Origin of the sequence: Desulfobotulus alkaliphilus (genome assembly GCF_007830435.1) — a bacterium.
Lineage (GTDB): Bacteria > Desulfobacterota > Desulfobacteria > Desulfobacterales > ASO4-4 > Desulfobotulus > Desulfobotulus alkaliphilus.
On the sequence record NZ_VLLC01000079.1, the window covers coordinates 1 to 1,751 of the forward strand.

1 protein-coding gene is annotated in these 1,751 nt (G+C 40.8%); it reads right to left on the minus strand.

Annotation, left to right across the window (positions count from 1 at the left end; all coding sequences use genetic code 11):
• Positions 1 to 569 precede the first annotated feature (569 nt).
• Positions 570 to 1,619 (minus strand): IS110 family RNA-guided transposase, encoded by a 1,050-nt coding sequence (locus LZ24_RS16930; RefSeq protein ID WP_144686889.1) that lies wholly within the window; start codon positions 1,617 to 1,619, stop codon positions 570 to 572.
• Between the last annotated feature and the right edge of the window lie 132 nt (positions 1,620 to 1,751).

Genomic DNA, 1,751 nt, shown 5'->3' on the forward strand with positions numbered 1-1,751 from the left:
AAAAGGGGTCACCCATTTAAAGGAACTGTCAAGTAAAAAAACACCTCTCCTGTTCAAGCGTCACCTCTTTTTTTGCTTGATTATGGTTAACTCAGAATGGTGCAGATGGTCTGTCTGAATTCGCATCTGAAATTTCAATTTTATTGGGATGGCGGAATAATGATCCGCACCAGTCACCCATCGGGATCCAGGCTTGCCGTGTTCTGCTGTACAGAACCAGCAGCCCCCTCCGCCTGAAGGCGGACCAGAAAATCTTCAGTTCTGTATCGTGTCCAGATGTTTTTATCAGACCATATGGTTTTTATAACCAGCCCCAAAATAGGTTCACGACACAGGCGAATCAAACCTTTGCAGGTGCAACCAATCTGTTATTTAAAGGGAACAGGAGCTCCCAATCAGACCCAGTGAGTTTGAATCAACCCCTTTACCGGTTAACTGCTGTTCCCAAAATGATATTGAATTTTTATCTGCTTCTGGAGGCTGGGCTCCTCCAAAGCTCCCGGAAGATGAATGGGATCCCAAATTATCCCGGATTCATCTTCCGGGAGCTTTGGGTTGATAAACCTTCATCATCGGGGAGTTCTGAAACCATCCTCATCTTGTGTGTTAAAAAGCTTGTTTGCATCATAGGGAACCTGATCTCTCATGATATAGTAAGAAGCTCTGGCGAGTTTATTGCTTAGTGCTTTCAGTGCAACAACCCTGTTGGTTTTTGCCATCTTTCTTTGATAAAACCGTTGAGCCTCGGGGCAGTAGCGTATGGTAAAATTTGCTGCTTCGATATAGGCCCATGAAAGATATTTGTTCCCATTTTTTTTATTGTTTTCTCCTTTCTTTTTGCCATTGCTGTGACGCTCACTTTTTACACACCGGCAATAAGACGAATAGTTACCGACCTGTTCGAAACGAAAAATATCACCAACTTCCAGCATTATGGTAAGGGCGAGAATATCTCCAACACCAGGAATTGTTTTCAACAATTCAAATTCGGTTTTTAATGCAGCAGCAGTCAGGATCTTTTTTTCAATTTCTTTGATAGAATTTTTAAGAAAATCAATTGTCTCAATATTTTTCTTTGCAGTAAAAGCCAGATAGTCAGATTCAAACATTTCTTCGATATCTGATGCCTTTAGTTTTTTGATCTTATTTCCTGTTATTTTATTGCCAAGATTTCTTGTGATCAGACTTTGCAGGCTCAAAAAATGTTTTGTCTTTTCTTGGACATACATCATTCTTCGCCTGAGCAGATCCCGGATTGCTCTGGTCTCTTTTGGGTAAATATAGCCCTTTGGTAAAATATTCAGCCGCAAAAGGTGCGCCAACCAGAAAGAGTCCCACTTATCGTCGGAGTGCTTGAGTCCATTGTACTGCTGAATTGCTGCGGGATTGGCCAATACGACTGGATAAGAATGCTTTTGAAGACCGTCCACGAGCCAGTACCAATTGTAAGTAGACTCAACTACCACGCCGTCCAGACTATTTTTAAAGGGTTCAAGAGCTTTCAGAACATTTTCAATATTATTGGGTATTCGTTTTTCAAAGAGCCGTTTGTCATCGTTATCAATGACTACAATAAAATTATTGCTTGAATGAAGGTCAATTCCAGCGTAAGTTTTCATAAGACACCTCCTAAATCCTATTGAGATTTAAGTCTCTTGCCCTTGGTTTCATAGTCTTACTATGAATAGGGAGGTGTCAATTTTTTACAAGACTCGGTGAGGTAATCCTTTATATGATTATCAGACCCCTTT